Genomic DNA, 224 nt, shown 5'->3' with positions numbered 1-224 from the left:
TTGTGATAATTCGGATCGTCCCATTCGGGGAACTCAGGTATATCATTCACAGGGTTCCCTAAACAGACCCACACTAAGCCGTAGCGTTCCTGGCAATGATAGGTCTTGGCAATCGCACTTGCTGGGGGTATCATGTCAGGGTGAGCCGGGATCTGTACGCATTTACCTGCTTCATTGTATCTCCATCCGTGATACGCACAAACCAAAGTATTATTCACTATTTC

Annotated in this window: 1 protein-coding gene; it reads right to left on the bottom strand. The window is 47.3% G+C overall.

Going from position 1 to position 224, the window contains the following annotated elements:
• On the bottom strand, positions 1 to 218 hold a 218-nt coding region (locus ACIR131C_RS26990), incomplete at its 3' end, for a Rieske 2Fe-2S domain-containing protein (protein WP_269208815.1).
• Between the last annotated feature and the right edge of the window lie 6 nt (positions 219 to 224).

The sequence above is a fragment of the Dolichospermum circinale AWQC131C genome (genome assembly GCF_000426905.1).
GTDB classification, from domain to species: Bacteria; Cyanobacteriota; Cyanobacteriia; order Cyanobacteriales; family Nostocaceae; genus Dolichospermum; species Dolichospermum circinale.
The sequence above is the reverse complement of the archived record's forward strand: the minus strand, read 5'-3'. Positions and strand labels throughout refer to the sequence as shown.